This is a genomic window from Mycobacterium sp. SMC-19, assembly GCF_045310815.1.
Taxonomy (GTDB): Bacteria; Actinomycetota; Actinomycetes; order Mycobacteriales; family Mycobacteriaceae; genus Mycobacterium.
In genome coordinates, this window is sequence record NZ_JBJIAM010000006.1 from 1 (window position 1) to 23,382 (window position 23,382).

The following is a 23,382-nucleotide window of genomic DNA, read 5'->3' on the forward strand; positions in this document are numbered from 1 at the left end:
CGGTTCAGCGAGGCTCGACGCAGGAGAGGCGAAGCTGGGACCGCCTCATAAACCAGCGGTTCAGCGAGGCTCGACGCAGGAGAGGCGAAGCTGGGACCGCCTCATAAACCAGCGGTTCAGCGAGGCTCGACGCCAACCTTCTCAGGTGTTGAGGCCGCGGAACACGATGGACTCCATCAGCCTGCGCAAGCAGGCCTGCGCATAACCGGGTCCCCCGGCCAGAAAACCGGTACCCGGTATCTCGCCGCCTCGGGCGACCCGCCCCAGGTCGTCCACGAGCGCCGCCAAAGCGTGCACCAAGAACTTGGCGTGCATCGAATCCAGGTCCGGCCTGATCGCCATCAGCGGTCGGGCCCAGGTTTCGATGAACGCGCGCTCGGAAGCGCGCAGCAGTTCGCGTTCCGCCGGCGCCAGGTTCACCCGCTCGGTGTCATAGACCGACGCCAACTCGGGGTTGGCGAACACCGTAGCCACATACGCCTCGATCAACCGGCGCAGCGCCTCTTCGGGCTCGGCGAAAACACCGGCGATGGCCGCCATCTCCCCGGCAATCCGGTCCACGGCGCGCTGCAGCCCCGTCGTCAAGATGTCGCTCTTGCTCGAGAAATAGCGGTAGACGCCGGATGCGGGGACACCCACGGCGTCGGCGATCTCGGTGACGCCGGTCTCGGCATATCCCTGCTTGCCGAACAACAGCACCGCCGAGTTCAGCAGCGCCTCATAGGGGCCGGCGTCCGGCGTGAAGATACGCCACACCGACGGCCGATTGACCCCTACGTCGTCGGTTCCGGGAAGCTGCGCGGCGACCACTGATCGCGACGCATCGATGAGCAACGGCTTGATCTCGTCGTCCGGGAGCTGCAGCCGGTGCCCGATGATGCTGCCGGCGACACTGACCAGCGCTACCGTCAGCGTCCACTGCTCCAAGGAGTTCAGTTCGGGACGCATGACGCTGATGGGCCGTTTCAGACGCGCACCGACGGTGTGCATCTGCGTCATGAGCTTGGCTTGGTCTTCTGACTGCAGGTAGCGAGCCTGCCACCGGAACAGCCCGCTGGCCTCACGGTTGAGGATCGATGAGGTGATGAGCCCGTCGACCACCTGGTCCAACACCGCCGGTGCGGCGCTGTGCACGTCGGCATCGGACAACTCGTCGACGAAAGCAGTCGAGTCGATCAACTGCTGGCCAAGCGAGCCGACGACGACCGCGAACATCTCGTACTTGCTGGGATAGTGCCGGTACAGCGCCGGCGCGGAGATCCCGACCTTGGAAGCTATCGCCTCCATGCTTGTCGCGTGGTAGCCCTGCGCACTGAAAGTTTCCGCGGCAGCACGCGTGATCTGCGCCTTGCGGTCCTTGGGGCGCCGCTTTATGCGGGCACCAGTACGTCCGACAGGGTCGTTCGTGGCACCAAGCGAGGTCACCACCCCCGATCAACTCAGGCCAGCTCTGTCACGTGCACAGCATTATTAACACAGCCGGGTAAACGGGCTACAGCGGACTCAATATAGAGCCCGCCCGTACGTGTACCGATGCCCGCCCAATGCGGGACTACGGCCCCAGCGGAGCCCGATGACGCTTATCGCGCGCCGGGACACCATTGGGACCGCCGATGGACTGCGCATAGTTTGCCACTGTGAACGCCACCGCGGCACCGGTTAGCGCCAATGCGTGCTGATTGATCTGTTCGACCGTGTCGCCGGGGCCGTGGTAGTTCGGGTCGAACGCCGCTCCGGGCTTTCCACCCCACAGTCGGGCCTGTGCGGTGGTCTTGAGTTGAGAGGCACCGGTGGTGATGCCCCCGATCGGCACCCCGGCCACCACAAACGGGCTGTAGTCGGTGTCACTGCTCAGCGGCATATCGGCGGGCCGCACGCCCACCAGGTTGAGGTAGCCGGAAAGGGTGCGTTCGATTCCGGCCGATCCCACCGGCACGTCAGCGGGGGTGATGTCGCGGCTCGGCAGCGCGGACTGATCTCCGTCATAGGTGAAGAAGCCAGGATTGGGCGAGGCGAGCATGTCGAAATTGAGGTACAGCGCGATGTCGTTGAGCTGATCGCGGTCGAGCCCGAAGACGTAGTCGCTGGAACCGCCGAGCTGTTGTTCCTCGGCGCCCCAGAACGCAAACCGGACCGCATTGGTCACAGCCGGTTCCGGGCCCAGCTGCAGCGCGGTCTCCAACACCGCGGCCACCCCAGAGCCGTTGTCGTTGATTCCCGGCCCGCCCGGTGCACCGTCCAGGTGCGCCCCGACCATCACGACCTCATGCTCAGAGCCTGTTTTCGTCTGCGCCACGACATTGCGGGAAGTGATCTTCACGGTGTTGGCATCGAGCACCAGCCGCACCTTCCCGGTGGTGCGCCGCAGCGCGCTGTCGCCGTCGCGCCCGGCCACCGCCACCGGCATGGTGAGGTGGTCGTAGTACTCGGGCGGGAACAATCCGGCAGGAGCCCCGTTGCGGCTCGGCAGGCTCACCACGACCAGTGCGGCGGCGCCATGCTCGGCCGCCACGTTCTGCTTGACCACCACCGAACAGCCGGCGTCGCTGACCACGGCGATTCCCCCGCGGGGCACTTTCGGGGGGTAGTCGGCCGCCGCGCAGCCCGACGAGCGCGTCGGGCGGACCACCGGACCGCTGACCCCGCCGGCCGGAGTGCGCACCAGCAGCGAGGCCTGATCGACCGAGTAGCCGATCCCGCCGACGGTCAGCGTGGGCTTGCCGGCCGAGACGGTGTCCAGCCTGATGAGCTCCGGTGTCGCCACCTCGAAGCCTTTGTCCCGCAGGGCATTGGCCACGTAGTCGGCACTGGCGTCGAACCCCGGTGTGCCGTCGGCCCGATTCCGCTGGTGCGCGTCAGCGATCTCCTGCAGGCGCTGCAGGTGCGCAAGCATCGCGCCAACGGTGACCTGACCGGCCAGCCGATTCGACAGCGGTGGCGAGACCGGCTCCGGCGCGCAGCCCGCCAGCACGCCGACGGCGACCAGCAGGGCTGCCGCCGGACGGATCATGGCTGGGTGACGGCGTGGCGGGTGCGATCGTCTCGCACCGGGACCCCGTTGCGACCGCTGAGATCCTGGGCATACAAGCCGACGGAGTAGGGCACGCCGCCGCCGTTGATGGCCAGTTCGTCGCGGTCGATGTTCTCGACGGTGTCGCCCTTCTGGTGATAGTTCGGGTCGAACGGCTCATCTGCGGCGCCGCCCCACAGTTTGGCCTCCTCGGGCGACTTCTTGACCTCCGCGCCGGAGAACAGCCCGCCCGACGGGATACCGGCCTGGGTGAATCCGTCGTAGTCGGACCGTCCGTCGAATGAGGTGTCCTGGGGCTCCTTGCCGGCCGACTTGAGATAGGCGACCATCGTCCGCTCGATGCCCGCCGAACCTTCCGGCACCACCGGCTGGCCCCGCTTGTCCACCGGCAGCGATTGGTCGCCGTCGTAGGTGAAGTAGCCCGGATTCGGCGAGCCCAGCATGTCGAAGTTCAGGTACAGCGCAATGTTTTTGAGCTGCTCGACGTCGAGCGACTCGACGTACTTCCGCGAGCCGATCAGGCCGAGCTCCTCGGCGCCCCAGAAACCGAACCGCACCGCGTTGTGCACCTGCGGCGAATCACCCAACTGCAAAGCGGTTTCCAGCACCGCGGCAACGCCGGAGCCGTTGTCGTTGATGCCCGGACCCTCCGGAACGCTGTCCAGGTGAGCCCCGAGCATCACCACGTTCTCGGTCGACCCGGTCTTGGTCTGCGCGATCACATTGCGCGACGGGATGTCGTCGGTGTGCGCGTCCAGCTTGACCGTCATCGCCCCGTGTCCGTCGCGCAGCATCGCGCCGTCTGCCTTGGTCACGCTCACCACCGGAACCTTGACCTCGGTCTGCTCGCCCAGGGTGCCGCCCATCTTCGGTTCGTCGACGCTGTCGGCCACCACCATCGCCACCGCACCCAACTCCACGGCGACGGCCATCTTCTCCTTGAACGGACAAGTTCCGCGGTCGACCAGCACGACGGCGTCCTTGACCGTGAGCCCCTCATAGTCTTCGGCGCTGCAGCCCGGGCTGTCGTCGGCCGGCGCCGCGACCAGCGGACCGGTGACACCCTCGGGCGCGGTGCCGAGGCTGTACATCAGCGCGCGGGCCTCGACGGTCTTGTCGCCGAGGTGCACCGAGCCCGGTTCGGACTTGAACACCCGGGCGGTGAACTCGGGGGTCTGGACGTCGAAACCGTGATCGCGCAGGGTGCTGGCCACGTACTCGACGCTGGCGTCATAGCCCGGGGTGCCGATGGCCCGAGTGCCGTTGTTGGCGTCGGCGATGTCCTGCAGCTTCTGCAGGTGGGCCATCATGGCGTCGACGGTGACCTTGTCGCGCAGGCTACTGGCGAACTCAGCTGCCGCTGCGGGATCCGCTCCCTGCTCGGTGTTTTCCGGGGTGCGGCTGCAGCCGGCGCTGAACAGCGCACCGACCAACACAACGCCGAGGGCAGGGATTAACTTCGACTTGTACTCCACCGCGTCCACGTTAGTGGGTGCGCAGCACGGGTGAAGTCAGGCCCGGCCGCCAGCCTGCACGGCGAGCAACTCGGCGACCGCGGCCATCCCCGCGGCGTTGGGGTGAAAGGGCCACGGCCGCCAGGGCAGCGGCACGCCCGCCCCCACCGTCCAGGGCCGCGCCGACCATGGGTGGTGCTTTCGGCTGGCCTGTCCGGCGCGGACGACCTCACAGCCGGTGGCCGCCGCCGCTGCGGCGGTGTGGCGCTCCAGTCGATCGGCGACGTGGCGGGCCAGGGTTACGACGTCCTGCGGCAGCCGCCCGGCCCGGACCCCGGCCGGCGGCAGCAGGGTCAGGTAGTCGACGAAGAACACCCGAGCGCGCGGTGCGCGGTCCCGCACCGCCGCGCCGACCGCTCGCAGGGCTGCTTCGACCTCATCCAGTGCCTGCTCGCGCTGCCCGGGATCCAGCAGACCGGCGATGGCAGGCAGCAGCCGAAAGACCCCCGGCAGGGTCGCGGCCATCAACAGCGGCACGTAGCCGACGTCGTTGCCGCCGATGGTGATGGTCACCAGGGATTCCGAACCGTCGAGAGCCTCGATCTGCGGCGGCGCACCATGTTGGCGTTCGCTGCACAGATGGGCGGTCGTGGCGCCGGAGAACGTGACGTCCACCAGGTCGAGGTTCAGCGCCTGCGCGACCAAGTGCGGGTAGTTGCGCGCCGAGCGGCCCGACGCCGGGGGCGCCCCCGCAGCGCGAGGCCGGATCCCGGGGCCGGCCGCCATCGAACTTCCGAGGGCGACATAGCGATTCACGCTGGGCCGCTTCCGCCGAGTGTGAATCTGGCGACGCGACACGCCGCCCAAGCGTCGCGATTTTCACACTCGGTGGGCGTCACAGGGCGGGACTCGACGCCTGCGCCCAGAACCGCTTCGGAATACGTCCGGCGCGGCGCGCCAGATACCCCGCGGTGACGGCGGCGGCCATCGCCGCGGCCATGGCGGGCGGGTCGGTCGCTCGGGTCACCGCGGTGGCCAGCAGCACCGCATCGCATCCCAGTTCCATTGCCAGCGCGGCATCGCTTGCGGTGCCGATCCCCGCGTCAAGCACCACCGGCACCCCGGCGGCGGCAACGATCATCTCGATGCTGTGCGGGTTGGCGATGCCCAGCCCGGTGCCGATCGGCGAACCCAGCGGCATCACGGCCGCGCATCCGGCGTCCTCGAGCCGGCGGGCCAGCACCGGGTCGTCATTGGTGTAGGGCAACACCACAAACCCGTCGTCGACCAATTGTTCGGCAGCACGCACCAATTCGATGCCGTCGGGCAGCAGGGTGCGCTCGTCGCCGATCACCTCCAGCTTGACCCATTCGGTACCGAGCGCCTCACGCGCCAACTGGGCCGTCAGCACCGCTTCAGCGGCACTACGGCAGCCGGCGGTGTTGGGCAGCGGCGTGATGCCAAGCCGACTCAGCAGATCCAGCATGCCGGTACCGCCTTCGGCGTCGACGCGGCGCATCGCGACCGTGGTCAGCTCGGTGCCGGACGCCACCAACGCCTCTTCCAGCGATGTCAAGCTTTGCGCCCCACCGGTTCCCATGATGAGCCGGGAGCTGAACTCTCGCCCGGCGATGGTCAGCTTCGCGTCATCAACCACCTTGCACCGCCGTCACCACGTCGAGACAGGCACCGTCGGACAGCGCAGTGGCCCAACGCGATTTCGGTAGCACCGCTTGGTCCACCGCCACCGCGATACCGCGGTCGGGATAACCCATCGAAGCAAGCAGTGTCGCGACCGTGGTCGCCTCGGCCACTTCTACCTGCTTCTGGTTGACATTGATGATCATCGTTGCACTCCAACCGGAAGTAGTTCGGACACAACCTGTTCGGCGGTCCACGGCGCCAACAGGAACCCGTTGCGGCCATGCCCGGCAGCGACGTAGGTCCGTTCGTCGAGACGCTGCACCAGCGGTAGATTGTCCGGCGTCATGGGCCGCAGGCCCGCGGCACATTCGGCGAGCTCGTACTCCCCCAACGCCGGAACCAGCGCGCAGGCGTCGTCGAGCAGGTCACGCACCCCGGAGACCGCCGGTGCGGTGTCGCGGCCGTGCTCGTACTGGGTGGCCCCGACCACCACGCCATCGGGGCGCGGCACCAGGTAGACCGCCCGGCCGTGCACCCGGGCCCGGATCACCCGCTGCGGCGGGGGCAGGCAGCCTTTACGCCAGCGCAGCCGCAGCACCTCCCCCTTGACCGGCCGGATCGCCAAGCCGGGCCACAGCGCGGGGGCGTCGATACCGTTGGCGATCACGACGGCGTCGTCGGCGGCCACCTCGGCGAGATCGCGCACCGGCGGAGCCCAACTCACGCCGAGTTCCTCGCACGCGTCGACCAGCGCGCTGACCACCGCGCGGTTGTCGACGGCCAGTTCGGTGGGTGCCCGGAAACCATGCCGAATACCGCCGGCCAGCAGAGGTTCGACATCGCGGGCGGCGGACTCCCAGATCACCGGATGGCCTTGGGCGGAGAGCCAGTCGGCGACGGTGCGCAGGTCGGCGACGTCGGCCCGGTCGGCGGCCACCACCAGCGATTCGCGTGCGGTGACAAGGTGGGCCGGCAGCCCGTCGAGGAAGTCGTGCCACAACTCCAGCGAGCGCAACCCCAGCCGCAAGTGCTGATCCTCGCCCGGCCAGCCCTCACTGTGCGGGGCCAACATGCCGCCGGCCACCCAGGAGGCACCGTGCTCGGTGGTGCGGTGCACGCGCACCGTCCACCCGGCCCGGGCGGCCTGCCGAGCCACCGACAGCCCGATGACGCCGCCGCCGATGACGGCCAGCGAACCGAGCGAGGGTCCGGGCATGTGCTGCTCCCTTCCACCTGCTCGCGTGTCAACACACCAAGCTAGCCGCTAGCGTCGCGGTGTGCACAAACGCTCCGACCGTCTCGCCCGACTCGCTGATGCCCGGCTCTACCTGTGCACCGATGCCCGCCGGGAACGCGGTGACCTGGCCGAGTTCGCCGACGCCGCCCTGGCCGGTGGCGTCGACATCATCCAGCTGCGCGACAAGGGTTCGCCGGGCGAGCAGCGGTTCGGGCCGTTGGAGGCGCTCGGCGAATTGGCGGCGCTGGAGATCCTGGCCGAGGCCGCGCGCCGGCACGGGGCACTGCTGGCGGTCAACGACCGCGCCGACATTGCCCGCGCCGCGGGCGCCGACGTGCTGCACCTGGGCCAGGACGACCTGCCGCTGCCGGCGGCGCGAGAGGTCATCGGGCCCGAGGTGCTGATCGGCCGCTCGACCCACGACCGCGATCAGGTCGCCGCGGCCCTGGCCGAACCTGTCGACTACTTCTGCACCGGGCCGTGCTGGCCCACCCCGACCAAACCGGGCCGGTCCGCACCGGGCCTGGAGCTGGTGCGGTTCGCCGCCGACCAGCAACCCACCAAGCCGTGGTTCGCCATCGGCGGCATCGACCTCGAGCGGTTGCCGCAGGTGCTGGCCGCCGGCGCAGACCGGCTGGTGGTGGTGCGGGCGATCACCGCCGCCGAGGATCCGCGGGCTGCTGCGGCGGCGCTGCGGACCGGGCTCGCGCCGAGCGTGCACTGAGCACGAGATTTCCCAGTATTTTTCGCGCTGAGTACACGCTCGCCGAGTCGGAGCGTCATTGCCGACGTCACACGCCGCGCAGCAGCTCCCAGCTGGCGGCGAACCCCGGGTGCAGCGGCAGCCCGGCGACCTCGTGTTCGTCGACCCACCGCAGTTCGGTGCTCTCCCCGTTGGGCACCACCGGCAACAATTCGTCGGCGTCGGCGACCACGGTGGTGTAGGTCCAGGTGGTGCCGCTGGCCGACGCGGTCACCACGGCCGCGCGCACCACGATCCGATCGGCGGGCAGGCCGGCCTCCTCCTGCGCCTCGCGGATGGCGGCCTCTTCCACGGTCTCATGACTGTCGCGGGCGCCGCCGGGTAGCGCCCAGGTGCCACCCTGGTGACTCCACCAGGCGCGATGCTGCAGCAGTACGGTGCGGGAGCCATCGGGGCGGGGCGCCCGCAGCAACAGGCCTGCCGCACCGTGCCGACCCCAGAAGCGGACGCCAGTATCGGAAAACGCCCACCCATCGCCGTCACCACGCACGCTTGGAAGCGTATCGGGGCGGGCAAGGTCTCGGTTCTGGTGAGATCGCGCGACGTTTTTGACAACAACCGCGTCGACAGGACGCGCAGACACCGCCCTCGCTCTTAGAATCCCTTTATTATCGTTGGTGCCGCGAGCAGCCGCACAGGGATGGAGTCTGAACAGACGTGACCGTTGAGTTGGCGCACCCGTCAACCGAGCCGGCGGGGTTACGGTCGCCGACCGAACCGGCCCGACCCCGCTGGTGGTTCTTCACCACCACCCCCGGACGCATTCTCGCCATCGGACTCATCCTCGCCGCCCTCGGCGGCATCAGCGCCTTCGCCACCGCCAGCGCGATCAACAACCGACAGAACACCCTGACCACGGTTCTCGACCACACCGAGCCGTTGGCGTATGCCGCCGGGCAGCTGTACACCACGCTGTCGGTCGCCGACGCCGCAGCTGCCACCGCGTTCATCGCTCAGGGCGAACCGCGTGCGGTGCGGGAACGCTACGAACAGGCCATCACCGCCGCCGCGGTGGCGGTGACCAGGGCCTCCGGCGGTCTGGACGACGAGCCCCTGTTGCAGCTGCTGGGGCGCATCAATGCGCAGCTGGCCGTCTACACCGGGCTGATCGAGACCGCCCGCACCAACAACCGCTCGGGCGATCCGGTCGGCTCGTCGTACCTGTCGGAAGCCTCCGAGCTGATGCAACACACCATCCTCCCCGACGCTCAGCGCCTCTACCAGGCCACTTCGGCGACCGTGGACCTTCAGACCACAGCGTCGACGCGGGTGCCGGCCCCGGTGATCCTGGTGGTGGCGACCACCGTGCTGTTCGGCGCGTTCGCACACCGCTGGCTGGCCCGGCACACCCGGCGGCGCATCAATCCCGGCCTGGTCGCCGGCGGCCTGGCGATCCTGCTGATGATCATCTGGGTCGGAACGGTGCTGGTGATCTCCACCGCGGGCAGTCGCAACGCCAAGGACACCGGCGCCGAGTCGCTCAAGGCGATCACCAACCTGGCGATCACCGCGCAGCAGGCGCGTGCCGACGAGACCCTGTCACTGATCCGGCGCGGCGACGAAGAGACCCGCAAACAGACCTTCTACCAGCGCCTCGACATGATGCAGGAGCAGCTGGAGGGTTATCTGGACCGCGGCGACGCCGTGGACAAGGCCGACCTGGCCAACGCCGGGCAGCTGCTGGCTCGGTGGCGGCAGGCCAATGACCGGATGAACGCCTACATCAGCGTCGGCAACTACCGGGCCGCCACCCAGGTAGCGCTGGGCGGCAGCGGTGATGACTCGACGCCGGCGTTCGACCAGCTCGACGCGGCCCTGGATAAGGCGCTGCAGCACAGTCGCAATCAGCTGCGCGGCGATGTCCTCAACGCCCGCCGGGTACTGTCGGTGGCCCCGGTGGGGGGCGCGGTACTCAGCATGGGTGCCGCGATCGCGGTCGCGCTCGGGTTGTGGCCTCGACTGAACGAGTACAGATGATGAAACGCCGTCGGCCCCGGCTGCTGCTGTGCGCACTGAGTGCGGCATTGGTGCTGTCCGGCCTGACCGGATGCGGTCGCACCGAGTTCGTGTCGGCGACCGCGATGCCGACGCTGCCGCCGCCCACTCCGGCCGGCATGGAGGAGCTGGCGCCCGAGGCGCCGCGCCCTCCCGACCCGCGTACCGAGGACTGCGACGCCACCGCCAGCCTGCGCCCGTTCCACAACAAGGCCGAAGCGGACGCCGCGGTGGCCAAGATCCGCCACCGCGGCCGGCTGATCGTGGGCCTGGACATCGGCAGCAACCTGTTCAGCTTCCGCGACCCGATCACCGGTGAGATCACCGGTTTCGACGTCGACATCGCCGGGGAGGTGGCCCGCGACATCTTCGGCACCCCTTCGCAGGTCGAATACCGAATCCTGGCGTCGGCCGAACGGATCGCGGCCCTGCAGAAGTCCGAAGTCGATATCGTGGTCAAGACCATGAGCATCACCTGCGGCCGACGTGAGCTGGTGAACTTCTCGACGGTGTATCTGGTGGCCAACCAGCGTCTGCTGGTGCCGCGCGACTCCGCGATCCGCCAGGCCGCGGACCTCTCCGGCAAACGGGTCTGTGTCGCGCAGGGCACCACCTCGCTGCGGCGGATCCGCAACATCACACCGGCCCCGATCATCGTTTCGGTGGTGAACTGGGCCGACTGCCTGGTGGCGCTGCAACAGCGTCAGGTCGACGCCGTCAGCACCGACGACTCGATCTTGGCCGGCCTGATGGCCCAAGACCCGTATCTGCACATCGTCGGACCGAGCATGGACGAAGAGCCCTACGGCATCGGAATCAACCTGAACAACACCGGGCTGGTGCGTTTCGTCAACGGAACCCTGGAGCGCATCCGCCGCGACGGCACGTGGAACACCTTGTACCGCAAGTGGTTGACGGTGCTGGGGCCGGCGCCGGTGCCTCCGACACCGAGGTACTCGGACTGATGGCGCGCCGCGACGATGAGGAGCGCAGCGACGCTGAGGAGCGGCGCAGCGAGCACGACGACGACGCACCGGACCAGGCCGCAGCCGAGCTGGAAGACGACGGCCCGGCCACCCAGCGGGCCGACGTGCTGGCCGAATCGTCGTCGGTACGCCGGCCGATGTCGACCCAAGCGATCTTCCGTCCCCGGGAGGGTTCGCACTCCACGGGCTCGGCCGAATCCCACGACACGACGGTGGTGCGCACCGTCGCTCCGCGACGGCGTTTGGGCGGTGGCCTGGTGGAGATCCCTCGGGTCCCCCCGATCGACCCCCTCGCCGCGCTCATGGAAAATCCGGAGGTCGCCGAGTCCAAGCGGTTCTGTTGGAACTGCGGACGGCCGGTGGGCCGGTCCACCGGAGAGGCGAAGGGCGCGTCCGAAGGCTGGTGCCCGCACTGCGGAAGTCCGTATTCTTTTCTGCCGCAGCTGAAGCCGGGCGACATGGTCGCTGGGCAGTACGAGATCAAGGGCTGCGTGGCGCACGGCGGCCTGGGATGGGTGTACCTGGCGGTCGACCACAACGTCAATGAGCGCCCGGTCGTGCTCAAAGGCCTGGTGCATTCCGGCGACGCCGAGGCGCAGGCCATCGCGATGGCCGAGCGGCAGTTCCTCGCCGAGGTGACCCACCCGTCGATCGTCAAGATCTTCAACTTCGTCCAGCACCCGGACTCCCACGGCGACCCGGTCGGCTACATCGTCATGGAGTACGTCGGCGGCCAGTCGCTCAAACAACGCCGCGGCACCCGGCTGCCAGTGGCTCAAGCCATCGCCTACATGCTGGAAATCCTTCCCGCACTGGGCTATCTGCACTCTCTGGGGCTGGTCTACAACGACCTCAAGCCGGAGAACATCGTGCTCACCGAAGAGCAGCTGAAGCTGATCGACCTCGGCGCGGTGGCCCGCATCAACTCATTCGGCTACCTCTACGGCACCCCGGGCTTTCAGGCGCCCGACATCGTTCGCACCGGACCCACCGTCGCCACCGACATCTACACCGTGGGCCGGACCCTGGCCGCGCTCACGCTGAAGCTCCGCACTCGTGACGGGCGCTACGTCGAGGGACTGCCCGACGACGACCCGGTGCTCAAGAAGTACGACTCCTACCGCCGGCTGCTGCGCCGGGCCATCGATCCCGACCCGCGCCGGCGCTTCACCTCCGCCGAGGAGATGTCCGCGCAGCTGATGGGCGTGCTGCGCGAAGTGGTCGCGCGCGACACCGGTACACCACGGCCCGGGTTGTCGACGGTGTTCACCCGTTCGCGGTCCACCTTCGGTGAGCACCTGCTGGTCGCGCACACCGACGTCTACCTCGACGGGCATGTGCACTCCCAGAACCTGACGGCCCGTGAGATCGTGACCGCCTTGCAGGTACCGCTGATCGACCCGGGTGACGTTGCCGCCCCGCTGTTGTCGTCGATGGAGCTCAGCGAGCCGGTGCAGACGCTGGATTCGCTGCGGGCGGTGCGGAACAGCTCGCTGGAATCCGACGGCATCGATTTGTCGGAGTCCATCGGGCTGCCGTTGATGGAGGTGCGTGCACTGCTCGACCTCGGCAACGTCACCAAGGCCACCAGCAAGCTCGACGAACTGGCCGAGCAGGTGGGTTGGCGATGGCGGCTGGTCTGGTTCCGGGGGGTAGCCGAGCTGCTCACCGGCGACTACGAGGCTGCCCGTAAGGATTTCACCGAGGTCCTCGACATGTTCCCCGGCGAGCTGGCACCGAAGATGGCCCTGGCCGCCACCGCCGAACTGGCCGGAACCGAAGACGAGCGCGGCTTCTACGAATCGGTGTGGCGCACCGACGACAGCGTCATCTCGGCCGCCTTTGGTCTGGCCCGCGCCCTCTCGGTAGAAGCTGACCGGACGGCAGCGGTTCGCACCCTTGACGAAGTGCCCGCCACCTCAAGGCATTTCACCACCGCGCGGTTGACCAGTGCGGTGACGTTGCTGTCGGGGCGTTCATCCAGCGAGATCAGCGAGGCCCAGATCCGTGATGCCGCACGCCGGGTGGAGGCGCTGCCGGACACCGAGCCGCGGGTACTGCAGATCAGGGCGCTGGTCCTGGGCGCCGCGATGGACTGGCTGACCGAGCACGAGGCCAGCACGAACCACATCCTGGGCTTCCCGTTCACCGAGCACGGGCTGCGACTCGGTGTGGAGATGGCGCTGCGCGCCCTGGCCCGGCTGGCGCCCACCCAGGAGCATCGCTACCGGCTGGTCGACACGGCCAATGCGGTGCGCCCGATGAGCACGTTCTAGATCCGATGGCCGTGCACAGCTGGCGTCGGGGAGCTTGCGCGCTCTCGGTGGCCTTGGCGGTCGCCGCGGCGCCGTCGGCCACCGCGACGCCGAGCGACCGGATCAACGGGGTGACCCTGTCGCAGACCACGGTCGATGGCCGCGACTACGTCCTGCGCGAGATCACCATCGAGCCCGGCGGCAGCACCGGTTGGCATTGGCACCCGGGCACGGTGTTCGGCGTCGTCCGCCAAGGCACCTTGACCCACAATCTCGCGGACTGCAGCCTCGACGGCAGCTACGGACCGGGTGCTCAGATGATCGAACCCGGCGGCCCCGAGCATGTCCACATCGGTCGCAACCTGGGATCGACTCCGGTAGTGCTGCAAGCGGTGTACCTGCTACCGCTCGGCGCCACCCTTGTCGAGGATGCGCCCGACCCCGGCTGCGGTTACGCCTGACCGGCCCCTGAGCCTGCGCCCAGCCGGCGCAGCCGCGGCTCCAAGTCGGTCTTGAACAGCTCCAGGAAGCGCCGCTGGTCGTGACCGGGAGCGTGAAACACCAGGTGGTTCAGGCCCCACTTCACGTAATCGCCGACCTTCTCAACAGCCTCATCCGGGTCTGAGGCGACGATCCAGCGCTTGGCGATCTGCTCGATCGGTAGCGCGTCGGCCGCTTTCTCCATCTCGATCGGGTCGTCGATGGAGTGCTTCTGCTCGGCACTCAGTGACAGCGGCGCCCAGAAACGGGTGTTGTTCAACGCCAAGTCAGGATCGGGGTCGTAGGAGATCTTGATCTCGATCATCTTGTCGATCGTGTCGGCGTCGCGCTCCGCGATGGCCGCGCCTTCCAACACGGCCGGCATCAGCTTTTCGGTGTAGAGCTCCTCGCCCTTGCCGGAGGTGCAGATGAAGCCGTCACCCACGCGCCCCGCATACTTCGCCACCGCCGGCCCGCCGGCCGCGATGTAGACCGGTACGCCCGACTCCGGGACGTCGTAGATCGAGGCCCCCTTGAGCTTGTAGTAGTCGCCGTCAAAGTCCACCCGGTCACCACGCCAGAGTTCGCGCATCAGGCGCACCGACTCGCGCAGGCGCCCGAACCGCTCCTTGAACTCGGGCCACTCGCCGGTGAAGCCGGTGGCGATCTCGTTCAGGGCCTCTCCGGTGCCGACGCCCAGGAAGATCCGCTGCGGGTACAGGCAGCTCATCGTCGCGAAAGCCTGCGCGATGACGGCCGGGTTGTACCGGAACGTCGGGGTCAGCACGGAGGTGCCGAGCTGGATCTTGCTCGTACGCTCGCCGACCGCGGTCATCCAGGCCAGCGAGAACGGGGCGTGCCCGCCTTCGTGGCGCCACGGTTGGAAGTGGTCGCTGACGGTGGCGCTGTCCATGCCATGCGCTTCGGCGGCTACGCCGAGTTCCACCAGTTCCCGCGGCCCGAACTGCTCTGCCGATGCCTTGTACCCGAGTTTTAGTTCCGCCATTCCACCTTTTCTACTCTCCCGCTGCCTTTCTAAACTCACGGGCATGGGTGAGAAGCTCGTCGAACTCGTTCCGGTGACCGAGCGGGTGTACTTGGCCCGCGGCGAAGCCGTCAACTGGCTGCTAGTCACCGATGACACCGGCGTCATGTTGATCGACGCCGGCTACCCCGGTGATCGCACCGACGTGTTGGCGTCGCTGGGCGCCCTCGGCTACCACCCGGCCGACGTGCGAGCGGTGTTGCTCACCCATGCCCACGTCGACCATTTCGGTGCGGCGATCTGGCTCGCCAAGACGCACGGCACCCCGGTGTACTGCCACGCCGACGAGGTCGGCCACGCCAAACGCGAGTACCTGGAGCAGGTTTCACCGCTGGCGCTGGCTCCGCGCCTGTGGCGGCCGAGCTGGGCGCTGTGGAGCGCGCACGTGGTGCGTAGCGGCGGCCTGAACCGTGAGGGCATCCCGTCCGCGCAGCCGCTGACCGGCGAGATCGCCGCCGGACTGCCCGGGCAGCCCGTCGCCATCCCCACCCCGGGCCACACCCGCGGGCACTGCTCTTATCTGGTCGATGGCGTTCTGGCCAGCGGAGACGCGCTGATCACCGGCCACCCGGTGTTGGCCCACAACGGACCGCAACTGCTGCCGGCGCTGTTCAGCCACAGCCAGCAAGACTGCCTACGCAGCCTCAGCGCCCTGGCTCTGCTGGAGACCGAGGTCTTGGCACCCGGCCACGGCGATGTCTGGCATGGGCCGATCAAGGAAGCCGCCGAGGCCGCAATCGACCGTGCCAGCAAACATTAAGGTCACGATCGGATAAGCGCTGATCCTGGCGATTAAGAGCGGGTCTTAATAAATCGCTCCGCACTTGTGGAGTGATTGCCGCCAAAAGGTTCGGCAAGTACAGAAGCGGTGGCCGCGAGGGTCGATGGCTGTGCCCCAGGACACATGGCGTGCACTCCGGCCGCGCGTACCTTGGGCTCCGGACGGGAATTGCATTCACAACCCGGAAGGAAAACCACCATGTCGAAAGCCCATGGCTTCACCATGATTCGCCGACTCGGCCTCGGCGCCGGACTCCTGGGCGCTACTGCCGCCACCCTGGTCATCGCGCCGTCGGCGTCGGCGGCACCGGACTGCAGTCCGGCCGGGGTGTCCGGCACGGTGAACTCCGTTACCGGTTCAGCCCAGCAATACTTGGCCGCTCACCCCGGCGCCAACGCGGTGGTGAATCAGGCCATCAGCTCCCCGCGGCCGCAGGCCGCAGCCGACGTGCGCAGCTACTTCACTGCCCACCCCCAGGAGTACTACGAACTGCGCGGAATCCTGGCGCCTATCGGTGAGACCCAACGGCAATGCCAAACCACCGGACTTCCGCCCGAGTTGGCTTCTGCCTACGCCGAATTCATGGCGGGCTGAGGCCGGCCGGTCAGATCCGGGTGGCCGCAACGTAGCGGATAGCCGCCGGCGCCCCGTCGAGTTCAGGATCGGAAAGCCGGGGCAGCCGGGCCGCCGCGAACAGGTCGGCAATACCGGATTGGGTTGTGGTCCAGCCGCTTTCGGTGAGATGCCGAACGACATCGGTGTGCTCTCCGGAATAGAACGGTCCGGGCCCGGTCAGGCTCAGACCGCGTCGGCGCCACCGCTCGACGAGCGATTCGTGGTGCACAGCCTGCGGCCGGCTCGGCGGCACCGCGTGATCGGCGGCGAGCCGGCTGCCCGGGGCGCTGAGCTGGGTAACCCCGTCGAGCAGACGATTCTGTGCGTCCGAGGGGACGTACCAGACCAGCAGCCCCTCGATGACCCACACGGTGGGCGCGGCGGCGTCAAAACCCACCCGCCGCAAGGCCGCCGGCCAATCGCCGCGTAGGTCGACACCGACCGCGCGCCGGTTGACGCTCGGCGTGGCATCCCAGGCTCGCATCGTGGTGGTCTTGAAGTCGACGACGTGGGGGTGGTCGACCTCGTAGACGATGGTCTCGGCGGGCCACCACAGCCGGTAGGCGCGGGTGTCCAGCCCGGAGCCCAGGATCACCGCCTGGCGGATGCCACCGCGGGCAGCGTCGGTGAAGAACGCGTCGAAGAAGTGGGTTCGTGCCGCGGAGAACTCCGCAAACCGGGGAAATCCCCCGTCTTTGCCGAGCCGGCTGATGTCCAGGTCCCCGTCGGCTACCCGAATGCAGAACTCCAGGCCGACCTTGTGCACCAACGGCGCCGCGAACGGGTCGCTGATCAGATCACGCGACGCGGCCGCGGCCCGTGCGGCCGCCAGCACCGTGGCAATGACACCGGCACCGCTGGCCAAGCTCCCGGCGTCGTCCTGCTCGTTCGGCGCCGTATTCATGGGTCCCCACCGCGGCGGCACGGCGTCAATGCATCCTTCTGCCGGCCGGTGCGCCGTGCACCACCGCCCGGACCTCGTCATCGATCCCGCTGGCCGCGGCGAACAGCATTTCGTCGCCGGCCTGCAACTCCTCGGTCGCTCGGGGCAGGATCACCCGGTCACCACGCTGCACCGCGACCAACGCGGCGCCCTCGGGCAGCACGATGTCGCAGACCCGCCTCCCGATCAGCGGGTTGTCGTCGGGCAGGGTCAGTTTCGTCAGGCTGGCCTGACCGCGCCGCAAGCCCATCAACGGCACCAGATGGCCGACATCGATGGCGCCCTCCACTGCGGCGACCATCGCCCGCGGGGTGGAGACGGCCACGTCGATACCCCACTCTTCGGTGAACAGCGGCTCGTTGCGGGCGTTGTTCACCCGGGCCACTACCCGGGCCACTCCGAACTCCGCTTTCGCCAGCAACGCGGTAGCCAGGTTGGCCTTGTCGTCACCGGTGGCAGCGATCACCACATCACAGATCTCGATTCCGCATTCCCGCAGCGCACTCAGCTCGCAGGCGTCGGCCAGCAGCCACTCGGCTTCCGGGACGGTCTGCGGCTGGTAGTGCGCCGGGTTGCGCTCAATCAGCAGCACCCGGTGGCCGTCGCCGATCAGTTCTCGTGCGACGGATCGCCCCACCGCGCCGGCGCCGGCGATCCCGATGCGCATGATGGCTCCCCTCATCCCCGGGCTGCCGCGGCCGCTCCGGGCGTAACACGGTCGTGACAGCGCTACTGATTTACTGACAGATAACACGAACCCGCTGACTTTGAGCGAATCACATGGGCGGGTCCGACCGCCACCAACAGCCCGAACGGGGATCAGATGAGCCTGGAACAGCTCTACCTGGCTCTGTTGATCGGGGGCCTGGTCCTGCTGGCCAGCATCATCGCCACCCGCGCGGCGGATCGAGTCGGGTTGCCCAGCCTGTTGCTGTTCCTGCTGGTCGGAGTGGTGATCGGCAACGACGGGCTGGGCCTGGATTTCTCCGATGTGCAACTGGCCAGTGACCTGGGCACCACCGCGTTGGCGGTGATCCTGGTGGAAGGTGGTTTGACGACCCGGTTCGCCAACATCCGCCGGTTGCTGGCGCCGGCGGCCGTGCTGGCCACTGTCGGCGTCGTGGTCAGCATGGCGGTGATCGCGGTGGCCGCGCACCTGCTGCTGGGCATCAGTTGGCAATTGGCGTTCCTGCTGGGTGCGATCGTCTCACCGACCGACGCCGCGGCGGTGTTCTCCATCCTGCGGGTGCTGCCGCTGCCCAGACGGGTGGCCGGCCTGCTGGAGGCGGAGTCCGGTTTCAACGACGCGCCGGCGGCGATCGTGGTGCTGATGCTGAGCACCACGCCGTTGGTGATCGACCCGGTCCACGCCATCGGCGGGGTGTTCTATGAGCTGATAGCGGGCTCGGCGATCGGCTTGGTCGTCGGGCTACTCGGCGCGATGATGCTGCGTCGGGCGGCCTTGCCGGCGTCCGGCCTGTATCCGCTGGCGACGTTCGGGCTCGCCATGGTGGCGTTCGCGGCGGCGGCGTCGTTGCACTCCAGCGGATTCATCGCCGCCTACCTGTCTGGTGTGGTGCTGGCCAACTCCGGCCTGCCGCACCGCGCGGCCATCCGCTCCTTCGCCGAAGGGCTCGGCTGGCTGGCGCAGATCGGGCTGTTCGTGTTGCTGGGCCTGCTGGTGAGTCCGAGTCAGTTGTCCGGAGAACTGATCCCCGCGCTGATCATCGGGGCGGTGTTGCTGCTGTTGAGCCGGCCGTTGTCGGTGGTGGCGTCGCTGATCTGGTTCAAAGTGCCCTGGCGAGAACAGATCTTCCTGTCCTGGGCGGGACTGCGTGGCGCGGTTCCGATCGTGCTCGCAACATTCCCGATCGTCGAGGGCGTCCCGGACAGCTACCGCCTGCTCAACATCGTGTTCATCCTGGTGGTGGTCTACACCGTGGTGCAGGGCCCCAGCCTGGGCCTGTTCGCGCACTGGCTGCGGCTGATCCCGCGCGACGCCACCCGCGAGATCCAGGTCGAGGCGGCGCCGCTGGACGTCTTGGAGGCCGAGCTGCTGACGATGACGGTGCAGCCGGGGTCGAAGCTGCACAACGTCTCGGTGCTGGAACTGCGATTGCCCGACCCGAGCGTGATCACCCTGATCATCCGCAAGGGCGACACCTTCGTCCCCCAGCCCGACACCCGGATCACCGTCGGCGACGAGCTACTGATCGTCACCACCAGCAAGACCCGCCTGTCGGCCGAACGTCGACTACGGGCGGTCAGCCGGCGCGGCAAACTGGCCCACTGGTTCGACGAGTACGGCGACAACGAGTAACCCCGCCTGCGTTGACTCTGCGCTGAGGGCGGGGGCTACTCGCACTTTTGCGCCCTGGACGCAGAGTCAACGGGAAAAGGCGAGCAGCGGGATCGCCATCTCGGCCGGGGTGAGCCCGCCGTGGAAGCCGACCAGTTGCGCCGTCTGCGGCGGCTCGTGGTCGGTCGCCAAGATCGCGGTGTCGCCGGTACAGGTCACCACGACGTCGCCGATGCGTGCCAGATGCCCGTCCCGCACGGGTCCGAACACCCCGGAGGCAACGGCCTGCTCGCGGGTCTGCACCAGGGCCCGCTTGGCCAGGCGTTCCGTCCAGGCCGCCAGCACGTCGGACGTGGCACCGGGCTCGGTGTGCAGGTAGCGCACCCGCGGCTCGCCGGCGACCACCCGAATTCCGGCGCGCAGCACCGGATCCGCGTCGAGGTCGATCCGGGACTCCTCGGGCACGTTGAGCCCACCGTGGTCCGCCGTGACCAGCAGCGCCGCGTCGCGGGGCAGTTCCTCGAGGAGATGACGCAGCAGCGCATCGACCTTGGCGGCCGCGGCGTGCCAGTGCGGTGAGCCGATCCCCGACACATGCGCGGCGTGGTCGAGTGCCGCGGTGTAGCCGTAGACCAGGCCCGGCGAGGCCAGCGCCGCGACGACCCGCTGGGCGTAGGGCTCCCCCTTTGCCACTGGGCAGAATTCCGCGCCTCGGTAGGCGGACTCGGTCAGCCCGCTGCCGATGAACATCTCCGGCAGCACGGCACGGGCAGCCACGCCCGCGTCGTGCAGCCGCTCGAACCAGGTGGGCACCGGCTGCCAGCGCGCCGGCGGCGGCTCGTCACCCCAGAAGATGTGCGTGAGCACCCGATCGGTTCCGGGCACATTGACGGTGAAACCCAGCACGCCATGCTCGCCCGGCGCTACGCCGGTGCCCAGCGAGACCAGGCTGGTCGGCGTGGTGGAGGGGAACGTGCAGGACAGTTCGCTCAGGTGACCGGTGGTACCGGCCAGCACCGACGCCAGCAGGGGTGCGTCCTGGGTCAGTTGCGGCAACAGGTGATAGCCCAGCCCGTCGACCAACACCACCGCCACCCGCTGCACGTCACCGACGCGCTCGCGCAGACCGAGCGTGTCGATCGCGCCCGGAACTCCTAGCAGTGCGGCCGACGACGGCAGGATTTCGCAGATCGAACCGGGCACCGGTTCAGCCTGCCATCCATCGGCGCAGCGTTGCCGCCGAGGCGCTAGTTAGCGCCTTCGCCCTCTCTCGGCAGATCGGCGCCGGGCTTGGCGGCGCTGGTGTTCGACTTGACCTTGTTGTTATTGCCGCCTGGGGCACCGGAGCCGTTACCGCTACCGCCGGAGCCACCGCCACCGTTGCCGCCGCTGGGCATGCTGAACTTCGGGAAGCCGTTGGAATTGTTGGAGTTCTCGGAGTTCTCGGAGTGGTGCTCGCCGTCCGCGGGGGTCGGGGTGGTCTCGCCCGGGGCTCCCGAATCGGTGTCGGAGGGCGCGCCCGGATTGACCTCGGCCGGCGAACCCGCGGTCGCCGGTTCTGGACTGAACTGCCCTGGCGCGTCGTGCAACACCTGATCGAGCTGTGCCAGCGGGTCCTGAAGGACGCCGGAGGCGTCCAGATCCAGCGAGCCCGCGGGAATGTCGGCAACATCGACCGGGTCGGGACCGGCGCTGGCCGCACCGATCAGCGTGTCGAGCAAGTCGTCGAGGTCGGCGTGCGCCGCCGGTGCGACCAGCAAGCAGAATCCCGCGGACACAATCGTCGCCGTCACGCGGGCAACCGCGCGCCGCCCTCGGCCTAGGCCGCCACCTCGGGGACCGCTCATCCGCCCAGACCTTCCTCGAAAACCTCGCCCGTCGATGCTCCGCTCGGGCGAAGACGAACGTAGCCGTTTCTCCCTCAATTGGGCGACCCCAAAGCCCTGTGAATAACAATGTTCAAGGACCGTTCACTTTCCGTCACCACTCCAGTCACCGCGCTCAGAAAACACGGCATTTCCCCTGGTCGAGCCCATAATTGAGACCGGCGTCACAAAGGCCGGAACCTAATACACGGCAAATAATTCAGCGATCCACATAAAAGGTCCCCCGGTTCCTATCCTTTATTGAAGTTCGATCACCTTCGGGGCAATAAAATCAGCGCGATCGATAAATCGGGGCAACGCTGTTCAAGGCGTCCCTGCGGCGAACCACCCCTGCGCCGACACCTCGCGGGTTAGCGTTCGTGAGGTGGACATTCCCCCGATCGATCTCGGCTCCTGGATCTCCCGGCGGGCCGCCGCAACGCCGAACCTCCCGGCCATCACCTACGGCGAAAGCACTTGGACCTACCGAGATTTCGCGAATCGCATCGACCAGCTGGCGGCAGAACTGGCCGCCGGCGGCATGCAGCGCGGGGATCGGGTCGGTTACGCGGGCCTGAACCACCCGGACTTTCTGGTCACCCTGTTCGCGGCCGCGCGAATCGGCGCCTCTTTCGTGCCGCTGAACTGGCGACTGACCGCCGACGAGCTCGGCTACATCCTGAGCAATGCGCAGGTCCACACCCTGATAGCCGACGCCGAGCGCGCGACGGTGATCGATCCGGTGCGCACGCAGGCCGGGCTGCGCCGGGTGATCGCGCTGGCCCCGACCCCGGGCTGGGAGGTGCTCGACGAACTGCTGGCCGGGCGGGCGCCACTGACCGACCCGGTGTTCGCCGCGCCGGATGACGTCGCGGTGATCATGTACACCTCCGGCACCACCGGGCACCCCAAGGGCGCCATGCTCACCCACGCAAACCTGTTCTGGAACAACGTCAATGCGCTGCTCACCTTCGACACCAGCCAGAACGACGTGTCGTTGGTCTGCGCTCCGCTGTTTCACATCGGTGGGCTCAACGTCACCACGCTGGTGACCCTGCAGAAGGGTGGCCGGATCGTGCTGATGCCCACCTTCGATCCGGCCGAAGCGTTGCGGCTCATCGCCGACCAGCGGATCACCACCATGTTCGGGGTGCCGGCGATGTTTTTGTTCATGAGCCAGCGGCCGGAGTTCGCCGAGACCGACCTGTCCAGCGTGCGCAGCTTCGTCTGTGGTGGCGCGCCGGTGCCCGAGCCGCTGATCCGCCGCTACGCAGAGCGCGGTATCCCGTTCGCGCAGGGCTACGGGCTCACCGAGACCGCCCCGCTGGCCTTGGTGCTGCGCACCGATGAGGTCGGCGTGAAGATCGGTGCCGCGGGTAACCAGGTGCTGCCGCTGTCTGATGTGCGGCTTGTCGATCTCGAGAACCAGCCGGTGCCCGCCGGCACGCGCGGAGAGATCTGTGTGCGGGGGCCGCAGGTGATGGCCGGCTACTGGCGAAATCCCGACGCCACCGCGGCGGTGATCGACGCCGAGGGCTGGTTCCACACCGGCGATATCGGCCAGGCCGACGACGACGGTTATGTCTGGGTGCTCGACCGGGTGAAGGACATGGTGATCTCCGGCGGCGAGAACGTCTATCCAGCCGAGGTCGAAGACGTGCTCTACGGACACCCGGCTGTCGCCGAAGTGGCCGTGCTGGGCACCCCGCACGCGAAGTGGGGCGAGGCGGTGACGGCCGTGGTGGTCCTGCGGCCGGGCGCCACGTTAGAGCTCGATGAGCTACGCGACCACGCCAGGGACAAGCTCGCGGCGTTCAAACTGCCGATCCGGCTGGAGTTCGTCGACGCCCTACCCCGAACGCAGTCCGGGAAAGTGGTGAAGTACCAGCTCCGCGACGTGCTTTCGGACCGACCAGACGGACAGTGACCTCACAGATTCCTTCAAGGTGATCCGCAGTCATCTTCCAGTGGACTGCGGACTTTGTTAAG

The 23,382-nt window shown here is 68.2% G+C and carries 22 protein-coding genes; 9 read left to right on the plus strand and 13 right to left on the minus strand.

Annotation, left to right across the window (positions count from 1 at the left end):
• Positions 1-141: 141 nt before the first annotated feature.
• The 7 genes from ACJH5R_RS14410 to thiO form a co-directional block, all read right to left on the minus strand.
• Positions 142-1,428, minus strand: a complete 1,287-nt coding sequence (locus ACJH5R_RS14410; RefSeq protein WP_406782220.1) for a TetR/AcrR family transcriptional regulator — start codon at positions 1,426-1,428, stop codon at positions 142-144.
• Between the two features lie 124 nt (positions 1,429-1,552).
• Positions 1,553-3,010, minus strand: a complete 1,458-nt coding sequence (locus ACJH5R_RS14415) for a M28 family peptidase (protein WP_406756531.1) — start codon at positions 3,008-3,010, stop codon at positions 1,553-1,555.
• Entirely contained in the window at positions 3,007-4,506 is a 1,500-nt protein-coding gene (locus ACJH5R_RS14420; RefSeq protein ID WP_406782221.1) for a M28 family metallopeptidase, read from the minus strand. The genes ACJH5R_RS14415 and ACJH5R_RS14420 overlap by 4 nt, the downstream gene beginning before the upstream one ends.
• 36 nt (positions 4,507-4,542) lie before the next feature.
• The gene (locus ACJH5R_RS14425) at positions 4,543-5,301 is read right to left on the minus strand and encodes an SGNH/GDSL hydrolase family protein (protein WP_406756533.1); all 759 of its coding nucleotides are present in this window, start codon (positions 5,299-5,301) and stop codon (positions 4,543-4,545) included.
• A 79-nt stretch (positions 5,302-5,380) separates the two neighbouring features.
• Entirely contained in the window at positions 5,381-6,142 is a 762-nt protein-coding gene (locus ACJH5R_RS14430; RefSeq protein WP_406756534.1) for a thiazole synthase, read from the minus strand.
• Complete coding sequence (gene thiS, locus ACJH5R_RS14435) at positions 6,135-6,332, minus strand: sulfur carrier protein ThiS (protein ID WP_046286680.1); 198 nt, start codon at positions 6,330-6,332, stop codon at positions 6,135-6,137. The genes ACJH5R_RS14430 and thiS overlap by 8 nt, the downstream gene beginning before the upstream one ends.
• Positions 6,329-7,345 (minus strand): glycine oxidase ThiO, encoded by a 1,017-nt coding sequence (gene thiO / locus ACJH5R_RS14440; RefSeq protein ID WP_406756535.1) that lies wholly within the window; start codon positions 7,343-7,345, stop codon positions 6,329-6,331. The genes thiS and thiO overlap by 4 nt, the downstream gene beginning before the upstream one ends.
• 61 nt (positions 7,346-7,406) lie before the next feature.
• Between thiO and thiE the strand changes: the two genes are divergently transcribed.
• Positions 7,407-8,090 (plus strand): thiamine phosphate synthase, encoded by a 684-nt coding sequence (gene thiE / locus ACJH5R_RS14445; RefSeq protein WP_406782222.1) that lies wholly within the window; start codon positions 7,407-7,409, stop codon positions 8,088-8,090.
• Between the two features lie 67 nt (positions 8,091-8,157).
• Here the strand turns inward: thiE and ACJH5R_RS14450 are convergent, their stop codons facing one another.
• Entirely contained in the window at positions 8,158-8,619 is a 462-nt protein-coding gene (locus ACJH5R_RS14450; RefSeq protein WP_406756537.1) for an NUDIX hydrolase, read from the minus strand.
• A gap of 167 nt (positions 8,620-8,786) precedes the next feature.
• Between ACJH5R_RS14450 and glnX the strand changes: the two genes are divergently transcribed.
• From glnX to ACJH5R_RS14470, 4 genes are read left to right on the plus strand one after another with little or no spacing between them, the layout of a single operon-like run.
• Positions 8,787-10,106 carry a protein kinase G-activating protein GlnX gene (gene glnX / locus ACJH5R_RS14455; protein WP_406756538.1) on the plus strand — a complete coding sequence of 440 codons (1,320 nt, stop codon included), beginning with the start codon at positions 8,787-8,789 and terminating at the stop codon, positions 10,104-10,106.
• The gene (locus ACJH5R_RS14460; RefSeq protein ID WP_406756539.1) at positions 10,103-11,089 is read left to right on the plus strand and encodes a glutamate ABC transporter substrate-binding protein; all 987 of its coding nucleotides are present in this window, start codon (positions 10,103-10,105) and stop codon (positions 11,087-11,089) included. Before glnX ends, ACJH5R_RS14460 begins: the two co-directional genes overlap by 4 nt.
• On the plus strand, positions 11,089-13,386 hold the full coding sequence (locus ACJH5R_RS14465; RefSeq protein ID WP_406756588.1) for a serine/threonine-protein kinase PknG: 2,298 nt from the start codon (positions 11,089-11,091) through the stop codon (positions 13,384-13,386). Before ACJH5R_RS14460 ends, ACJH5R_RS14465 begins: the two co-directional genes overlap by 1 nt.
• 5 nt (positions 13,387-13,391) lie before the next feature.
• Complete coding sequence (locus tag ACJH5R_RS14470; RefSeq protein WP_406756540.1) at positions 13,392-13,826, plus strand: cupin domain-containing protein; 435 nt, start codon at positions 13,392-13,394, stop codon at positions 13,824-13,826.
• Here the strand turns inward: ACJH5R_RS14470 and fgd are convergent.
• Positions 13,817-14,851 carry a glucose-6-phosphate dehydrogenase (coenzyme-F420) gene (fgd, locus tag ACJH5R_RS14475; RefSeq protein ID WP_406756541.1) on the minus strand — a complete coding sequence of 345 codons (1,035 nt, stop codon included), beginning with the start codon at positions 14,849-14,851 and terminating at the stop codon, positions 13,817-13,819. The genes ACJH5R_RS14470 and fgd overlap by 10 nt on opposite strands.
• Positions 14,852-14,894: 43 nt before the next feature.
• Between fgd and ACJH5R_RS14480 the strand changes: the two genes are divergently transcribed.
• Both ACJH5R_RS14480 and ACJH5R_RS14485 read left to right on the plus strand, forming a co-directional pair.
• Positions 14,895-15,650 (plus strand): MBL fold metallo-hydrolase, encoded by a 756-nt coding sequence (locus ACJH5R_RS14480; protein ID WP_406756542.1) that lies wholly within the window; start codon positions 14,895-14,897, stop codon positions 15,648-15,650.
• 219 nt (positions 15,651-15,869) lie between these two features.
• Positions 15,870-16,265 carry a heme-binding protein gene (locus tag ACJH5R_RS14485; RefSeq protein ID WP_406756543.1) on the plus strand — a complete coding sequence of 132 codons (396 nt, stop codon included), beginning with the start codon at positions 15,870-15,872 and terminating at the stop codon, positions 16,263-16,265.
• Positions 16,266-16,275: 10 nt separating this feature from the next.
• On the opposite strand, the gene ACJH5R_RS14490 is transcribed toward ACJH5R_RS14485, so the two are convergent.
• Positions 16,276-17,190 (minus strand): SAM-dependent methyltransferase, encoded by a 915-nt coding sequence (locus ACJH5R_RS14490; protein WP_406756544.1) that lies wholly within the window; start codon positions 17,188-17,190, stop codon positions 16,276-16,278.
• A gap of 25 nt (positions 17,191-17,215) precedes the next feature.
• Positions 17,216-17,896, minus strand: a complete 681-nt coding sequence (locus tag ACJH5R_RS14495; RefSeq protein WP_406756545.1) for a potassium channel family protein — start codon at positions 17,894-17,896, stop codon at positions 17,216-17,218.
• 156 nt (positions 17,897-18,052) lie between these two features.
• Here ACJH5R_RS14495 and ACJH5R_RS14500 point away from each other — a divergent pair, with 156 nt between their 5' ends.
• Positions 18,053-19,549 carry a potassium/proton antiporter gene (locus tag ACJH5R_RS14500; RefSeq protein ID WP_406756546.1) on the plus strand — a complete coding sequence of 499 codons (1,497 nt, stop codon included), beginning with the start codon at positions 18,053-18,055 and terminating at the stop codon, positions 19,547-19,549.
• 66 nt (positions 19,550-19,615) lie between these two features.
• On the opposite strand, the gene ACJH5R_RS14505 is transcribed toward ACJH5R_RS14500, so the two are convergent.
• Together ACJH5R_RS14505 and ACJH5R_RS14510 are read right to left on the minus strand one after the other, a co-directional pair.
• Entirely contained in the window at positions 19,616-20,731 is a 1,116-nt protein-coding gene (locus tag ACJH5R_RS14505; protein WP_406782223.1) for an alkaline phosphatase family protein, read from the minus strand.
• A gap of 44 nt (positions 20,732-20,775) precedes the next feature.
• Positions 20,776-21,321, minus strand: a complete 546-nt coding sequence (locus tag ACJH5R_RS14510; protein WP_406782224.1) for a hypothetical protein — start codon at positions 21,319-21,321, stop codon at positions 20,776-20,778.
• Positions 21,322-21,778: 457 nt separating this feature from the next.
• Between ACJH5R_RS14510 and ACJH5R_RS14515 the strand changes: the two genes are divergently transcribed.
• Entirely contained in the window at positions 21,779-23,320 is a 1,542-nt protein-coding gene (locus tag ACJH5R_RS14515) for an acyl-CoA synthetase (RefSeq protein WP_406782225.1), read from the plus strand.
• Positions 23,321-23,382: the final 62 nt, after the last annotated feature.

Excerpts from the sequence above, each read along its gene's own strand:
- ACJH5R_RS14415 (WP_406756531.1), bottom strand. The coding sequence starts at position 3,010 with ATGATCCGTCCGGCGGCAGCCCTGCTGGTCGCCGTCGGCGTGCTGGCG.
- thiS (WP_046286680.1), bottom strand. The coding sequence starts at position 6,332 with ATGATCATCAATGTCAACCAGAAGCAGGTAGAAGTGGCCGAGGCGACC.
- thiO (WP_406756535.1), bottom strand. The coding sequence starts at position 7,345 with ATGCCCGGACCCTCGCTCGGTTCGCTGGCCGTCATCGGCGGCGGCGTC.
- ACJH5R_RS14460 (WP_406756539.1), top strand. The coding sequence starts at position 10,103 with ATGATGAAACGCCGTCGGCCCCGGCTGCTGCTGTGCGCACTGAGTGCG.
- ACJH5R_RS14465 (WP_406756588.1), top strand. The coding sequence starts at position 11,089 with ATGGCGCGCCGCGACGATGAGGAGCGCAGCGACGCTGAGGAGCGGCGC.
- ACJH5R_RS14470 (WP_406756540.1), top strand. The coding sequence starts at position 13,392 with ATGGCCGTGCACAGCTGGCGTCGGGGAGCTTGCGCGCTCTCGGTGGCC.
- fgd (WP_406756541.1), bottom strand. The coding sequence starts at position 14,851 with ATGGCGGAACTAAAACTCGGGTACAAGGCATCGGCAGAGCAGTTCGGG.
- ACJH5R_RS14480 (WP_406756542.1), top strand. The coding sequence starts at position 14,895 with ATGGGTGAGAAGCTCGTCGAACTCGTTCCGGTGACCGAGCGGGTGTAC.
- ACJH5R_RS14485 (WP_406756543.1), top strand. The coding sequence starts at position 15,870 with ATGTCGAAAGCCCATGGCTTCACCATGATTCGCCGACTCGGCCTCGGC.
- ACJH5R_RS14490 (WP_406756544.1), bottom strand. The coding sequence starts at position 17,190 with ATGAATACGGCGCCGAACGAGCAGGACGACGCCGGGAGCTTGGCCAGC.
- ACJH5R_RS14495 (WP_406756545.1), bottom strand. The coding sequence starts at position 17,896 with ATGCGCATCGGGATCGCCGGCGCCGGCGCGGTGGGGCGATCCGTCGCA.
- ACJH5R_RS14500 (WP_406756546.1), top strand. The coding sequence starts at position 18,053 with ATGAGCCTGGAACAGCTCTACCTGGCTCTGTTGATCGGGGGCCTGGTC.